General features: G+C 45.2%; 4 protein-coding genes. 3 read left to right on the forward strand and 1 reads right to left on the reverse strand.

Going from position 1 to position 6458, the window contains the following annotated elements; translation table 11 throughout:
• Positions 1–106: 106 nt before the first annotated feature.
• The gene (locus GMES_RS15045) at positions 107–2851 is read right to left on the reverse strand and encodes a TonB-dependent receptor domain-containing protein (protein WP_006993588.1); all 2745 of its coding nucleotides are present in this window, start codon (positions 2849–2851) and stop codon (positions 107–109) included.
• 202 nt (positions 2852–3053) lie between these two features.
• Here GMES_RS15045 and GMES_RS15050 point away from each other — a divergent pair, with 202 nt between their 5' ends.
• The 3 genes from GMES_RS15050 to GMES_RS15060 all read left to right on the forward strand — a co-directional run.
• Positions 3054–4259, forward strand: a complete 1206-nt coding sequence (locus GMES_RS15050; RefSeq protein ID WP_006993590.1) for an anhydro-N-acetylmuramic acid kinase — start codon at positions 3054–3056, stop codon at positions 4257–4259.
• 468 nt (positions 4260–4727) lie between these two features.
• Entirely contained in the window at positions 4728–5948 is a 1221-nt protein-coding gene (locus GMES_RS15055) for a serine hydrolase domain-containing protein (protein WP_226990313.1), read from the forward strand.
• Between the two features lie 307 nt (positions 5949–6255).
• Positions 6256–6458 (forward strand): HvfA family oxazolone/thioamide-modified RiPP metallophore (locus tag GMES_RS15060; RefSeq protein ID WP_039987563.1); only part of this gene is annotated, 203 nt, incomplete at its 3' end.

Genomic DNA, 6458 nt, shown 5'->3' on the forward strand with positions numbered 1-6458 from the left:
AGCTGATAAAAAAAGCCCTGCAAATGCGGGGCTAATCGAAATTAATAGACCTATGGTGATAATTCAGGATCACACCTCTCGAACCACGTTTACCACAAGTTAGCCACTACAAACTAGGGGAGTAACGAATGGCTAATCCAACTGTTCTGCCTATTACATCGTAATCACTGACTGTATTGAAATGATTTGCTCCTGCTGATGGAGTAGGCGGTTGCTTGTCAAACAGGTTGTCGATACCGAAGTTTAACACCACTTGGTCAGTTGCTTGCCAAGATGCGGCGAAGTCAAAGTAATCTTGTGCGCTAATGCTAGTGGAGCGGTCAGACGCGTAATCTACATCGCCTATGCGTCTCCAACCTAGTTGAACGTTCATGGTGTCTAACTGCCAGTCAAGGGTTGCTCTGTGCTTATAATCAGCCTGCAGCACACTGGCAAAATCGCCAGAACAGGCACTGCCGTAGGTCCCCTTACAATCAATAGCCGCGACAGTGGCGTTGTTTTGGCGAGTTTGCTCGGTAACTAGGTTACCTTGATAACTAAACTTGAGCTTACCACCAATGGCATCAGGAGCATCAATGATGTAATTGGTCGCTATATCAATACCGCTTTGTTCAATAGATGCCAAGTTGAAGTCGTTAACAATAGCTGTGGTGATAAAACCAGTGGTTGGGTCACGCAGAACGGCGCCGCATAATGGGTTGCTCGCATCAGGGTTATCGATATAGCAGCTTTGCAAGGCCGCGCCGGGTTGAATTTGGCTCACGGCATCAGAGATATCGATGTGATAATAATCGATTGAAACATCGAAACCCTCAATGTATTCAGGGGTGTAGACGATACCCAGGGTCTCAGATTCGGCCTGTTCAGGCTTAATGTCTGGGTTGCCTCCATAGGTGTACTGTGCTGTGCTAGAATCGTAGGCTGTACCAATCGCAGGTGCACCGTAGCGTTCGCATTGAGCAGTATCTCCTGTGCCCAGTAAGCAAGGATCGCCGTTATAACGCCCAGCAAATCGGGCCACAAACTGATCGCTTGTTTGATCGAATAAGGCAAGTGATAAACCACTGATTGGGCTAGCAAACTCACCTAGGTTGGGTGCTCTGAACGCGGTGAGTTTGTTCGCACGTAAGCGAATATCATCGTTAATCGCCCAGTTAAGACCAATTTTATAGGTATCTTCTGCTTCGGTATTAGAATACTCGGAAACACGATAAGCCCCTTCAATGCTCACCTCTTTGGCAAAGGCAACGTCTGACACCACAGGGATTAGCACCTCAGCATAAAATTCCTCACTGTCAAAGCTAGCATCCATATCAAATGCGCTTACCGTCGCGAAACTGGTGCCGTTTCTAAATGCGTCCCCTGGCGTTTGTTCGCCTGTTTCTTTGCGATATTCGTAACCAATCGCAAAATCGATGGGGCCGTCAGGCAATGCAAAGAGGGCTGATGAGTCACCAGACACAGTTGCTGCAAGCACATTTTGGGTGCGCTCTCGGGTGGTATAAATGAGTGGGTTACTGAAATTGGATAAATCCAAATTCGGGTCGAACAAATCGACACTATTGGCTAACGCTGCAAAGCGATTATTGCCCGAGCCATCAACCGTATAGGCGTTGTTATATAGGGTCGCTGTTTCATCGGTTTTACCGTACTGTCCATAAACGTCGTAACGCAAGTAATCAGTGATATCGCCTTTGATTCCCAATTGTAGTTGAATTGAATCTCGTTCAGCTTTTGTGTGCTGTACACCAAGACCTAGATTTCGTTCTACGTTTACTTGAGCATTGCCGTCAGCATCAAAGGTTAGCCTATTGCGAACGTCATCAGTTAAAAAGGCATTATCTGCGGTTAGCGTCACTGCTTGATTCACCGATATCGGCGCTTGGCCACTTGCGCCAGCACCCTCAACTGTGACTTGAGAGTACATGACTCGACCATAGGCCGTGGCGTTGTCAGTTAAATCAAAGTCAAATAAAAGGCCGCTCGACAAACGTTTCATCGGTTGAGTCAGGTACAAATCAGCCGTAGAGCTGGTGGTTTGGCGCTCATCAAGCACACTGCCACCCGCGTTTACGGCAAATGCGTTGCCTGTGGCAACATCAGTGTAATAACCACCTGTATTGATAATTGAGTTGGCATTTCTCATGGCATAATCGCGCTCGCCGGCTAATAACTCTTTTCTTTCAGAGTAGCCGAGGTAGCCTGTTATATGACCTAAACCATCTGCGATATCACCGCCGAAAATACCTTCAAAATTGAGTGTTTCGTTGCCACCATCAGCAGTTTCGTAGCTGCTAGAAAACTCTGCGCCGTTAAAATCATCGTTCAGGATAAAGTTAACCACACCAGAAACTGCATCAGCGCCATACACAGCGGCGGCACCGCCAGTTAGCACATCAACACGCTTGATTAAGCCTGTGGGGATCATGTTAACATCCACAGAATTACGGAAACTAAATGGCACGGCGCGTGTGCCGTCAATTAACACTAGGGTGCGATTTTGCCCTAAGCCTCGTAAATCAATGGTCGAAGAACCGAATGAGTCACCTACGGTCGAGCCGGTACTGTTTGCACCGGCCGCTGCTTGGGGTAATTTTGTTGTAATATCTTCCACATTGACGGCGCGATCTAGTTTAATTTGCACTTGATCAACACTGGCCACCGCACTACTTGAGACCAGCTCAGTGCGTTGTATTCGAGAGCCCGTAATAGAGATAACTTCGGTTTTATCTGCTTTTTGCGATTGCTCTTGCGCCATAGGGGCATAACTGAAAAAAGCAGCTGTTACGGCAAGCGTGATTGGCGTTAGGGTGAGTCGTTGCAGCTTGGTAGAATGCGTTTTGTGTTTCATTTTTCTTCTATCCCGAGGTCAATATGCGATGGAGAGCGCCATAAAAAAGCGCGATGGAAAATTGTGCGTTTGATGTTTTTTATTTGTACACAAGGCTCATTATTTACCCAGCGAAATGCAAAATGCAATAAAACTTTCTTGTTAATTTTAAATTTATTGATAAATTATTCTTATTCAGTCGTAATAAAGAGCAGATTAAATAATGAACAGGCACATCGAACAATTATATCGCAGCGCTAAAAAACGCTCTCGCTTGGTCATTGGTTTAATGAGTGGCACCTCGCTAGACGGTTTAGACGTGGCATTGTGCCGCATTACGGGTCACGGCACTGACACGCAAATCGAGTTATTGGCATTTAGCACCGTGGATTACGACGAAGGCTACAAACAAAAAATAAAAAGTGTGTTTGCTAAGCGCCAAGTGGACTTGCAACAGGTCACTTTGCTAAACCCTTGGGTAGGCGTACTGCATGGCCAGATGGTCAATCAATGTTTAGCAAAGTGGAATATGTCTCCAACAGACATTGATGCCATCGCTAGCCATGGGCAAACGATTTATCACTGCCCATTGCGCCAGCATGGTCAAAGTGAATTTGGTAATGCCACTTTGCAAATTGGTGATGCAGATCATATAGCGGTAACCACTGGCATTTTGACCATAGGAGATTTTCGCCAGAAGCATATAGCAGCAGGTGGCGAGGGCGCCCCGTTGGCCGTTTACGGGGACTACTTGTTTTTCACCAGCAAGCAAGAAAATCGCATTCTATTGAACATGGGGGGGATCGCTAATTTGACCTATTTACCGTGCTCGGCAGATGCAAGTGCGGTGTTTAGCTCTGATATTGGGCCTGGCAACACCATCATGGATGCATACGTGCAGCGCCACTTTACGCCACTACATTATGACAAGGATAGCGCAATTGCATGTCAGGGTACGGTGCAGCCAAGTTTATTGGATAGCTTATTGCAACATGCGTTTTTTGCACTAGATTTCCCTAAAACCACTGGCCCCGAAGTATTCAATTTAGATTATTTGCATGCTGCACAGGTGCGCTCATCCACGCAACATTTATCCCACGAAGACGTACTCGCCACCTTGAACTTATTTTCGGCGACAACAATTGCAAATGCCATTAATTTTGCAGCTGCTGAGCTCGGAGACTTCAGTGTATACGCTAGTGGCGGGGGCATTCATAACCCGCTATTGATGGAGCATATTTTGCGATTGTGCCCCAAAGTGTCGAACATTCAAAATACCGGCACGCTAGGGATAGACCCTGACGCCAAAGAAGCGGTGTTGTTCGCCATATTAGCCAACGAATGCCTAGTTGGTGGGCAACAGCCGTTTGGCAACATAGAGCAGGGGATCCCGGATATCACCATGGGCAAAATAAGCTTTCCTGATTAAATAGCCTACATGTGAGTAATGTTTAGCAAAGCGAACAAACTTCGCTCAACTCAGTGGCGAAAATGAGTCACAAGCACACTGTGTTCAGGTTATTTTAGAGATTTGCCGTACACCGCTTTCCTTTCAAGCTCGTGGTGGCCGCCTCACATTGCTTTGCACAGTTTATTGCGCGGCTCTTTGCACATCCTTGCATACCTGCTTGTATGATTTTTGTCATTCCAAATATTTTCTTCGTTATAAATAAAGCCAAAACAACACAACACTCTTTCACTCAGAACTGAGTCACCACACTGTCCCTTCGATCTTGGCGGATTACCGACGTTTAGCTTAGTTTGCCGATGTTAACCAGATGTTATATGTTGATGGCTGAAAATTAACCGTATCTTTAGATGCATAGTGATGAGCAGTAAAATGAGTTTTTCTCGTTTATTTATCCAACCAACGCAGGGAAAGCAGAAAATGGAGTATATGAATAAATTCACTCAGTTCGGTCTAAACGCATGTGGTTTTTTGTCGCTATCAATATTCAGCATCGGCATAACAATGGGTCATGCTTCTGCCGATACAACTTCAGACGATGCGTTTATTGAAAAGAGTAAATTACTGGAACGCAGCAGTGAAATACTCTTTTGGACCCAAGAGGAGCGCGCGATCGGCTTTAAAAGTATTAGCAGAATGTGGCCAACCAGAGTCGTTACCAAAGCTAAAAATGCACAACCTATGGTGTTGAATGACATAGGTCTGAAAAATATTACCTACCAGGTTCAGGGGACTAAGCATACGATTGAAGATTTCATTGCTCTTAAAAGCGCGGTAGGGCTGGTGGTGCTAAAAGACGGTGAGTTGGTTTATGAAAATTATACAGAAGGAAATGACGAGAATACCCGCTGGATATCTTTCTCAGTCACTAAATCGGTTTCATCGTTACTGATTGGTACTGCAGTTAAAGATGGCTATATAGCCAGCGTAAATGATCAGGTGGTTGACTACTTGCCCCAGCTGAAAGGCTCGGCTTATGACGGCGTAACCATTAAAAATGTGCTGCACATGAATTCTGGCGTTCTGTGGAATGAAGATTACAGCGACCCAAATTCTGATGTTTCAAAAGCAGGTGGAGCAAATGGCATAACGTTAATTAACTACGTCAAAGCGCTTCCAAGAGCGCACGAGCCGGGTACCGTGTTTAACTACAATACCGCAGAGTCGAACTTGATTGGCGAGCTTTTACGCTCAGCGATTGGCAACAATGCTGCCACCTATTTACAAGATAAAATATGGCAACCGTACGCCATGGAAAACGACGCATTTTGGGTACTTGATAGACCAAACGGTGTTGAAACCGGCGGTTGTTGCTTACTGGCTAGCTTGCGAGACTTTGCTCGGCTAGGGCAGTTCGCCTATGAACAGTTGTCGTCACCACCCAGCTCTCCACTGCCGGTCAACTGGATAAAAGACTCGATAAGACCATCGACCACTTACCCTAATTATGGTTACCAGTGGTGGTTAGAAACTGGCAGCGACAAGTTTCGCGCCTCCGGTATCTTTGGCCAATCAATTGCCATCTATCCTGAACTTGGAGTCGTTATAGCCAAACATGGCAACACTCCTAAAGCCACAGGGCCTAGCGTATTTAAGGAGCACGAAAAAGCGCTAGACGCAGCTATATTAGCGAGTATTAAAGACCAATAGTGTTACAAGTGAGTGTTTCTAATGATAATGCACCAGTTTAACTCAGTTTGGCACCTAAGCTATTCTTAGATTTCGAGCTTGCTCACCAGTTTAATACTGAGTAACACGCAAGTTATGGTTAATCTGAAAGCTTTACTCAAACCTTTGATTCATAGTCTACACTGGGTGTGAACTTATGTTTCAAGGAGGAAATCGAGATTAAATGTAAATATTTTTCTCGCCGGTGAAATATTCATTTACATCGCTGGGTCTTATCATTTGTAAGCAAGATTACATGAAATTATTACTTCTACTTAAGGTGTCAAATATGAAACAAATTAAACAAACTACTATCGCTACAGCAATTGGTGCAGTTGTACTTGGTTCTCTAGCTTCAGTTAGCTTTCAAGCAAACGCGGCACCTTTTGGGATGCAAACCTTAGAGTCTGGTTACATGCAAGATGTTGCTGAAGGTAAGTGCGGCGAAGGTAAATGTGGTGGCGACAAAGCAGCTAAAATGACCAAAGAAGG

Origin of the sequence: Paraglaciecola mesophila KMM 241, assembly GCF_000315015.1 — a bacterium.
In the GTDB taxonomy this organism is placed as follows: domain Bacteria; phylum Pseudomonadota; class Gammaproteobacteria; order Enterobacterales; family Alteromonadaceae; genus Paraglaciecola; species Paraglaciecola mesophila.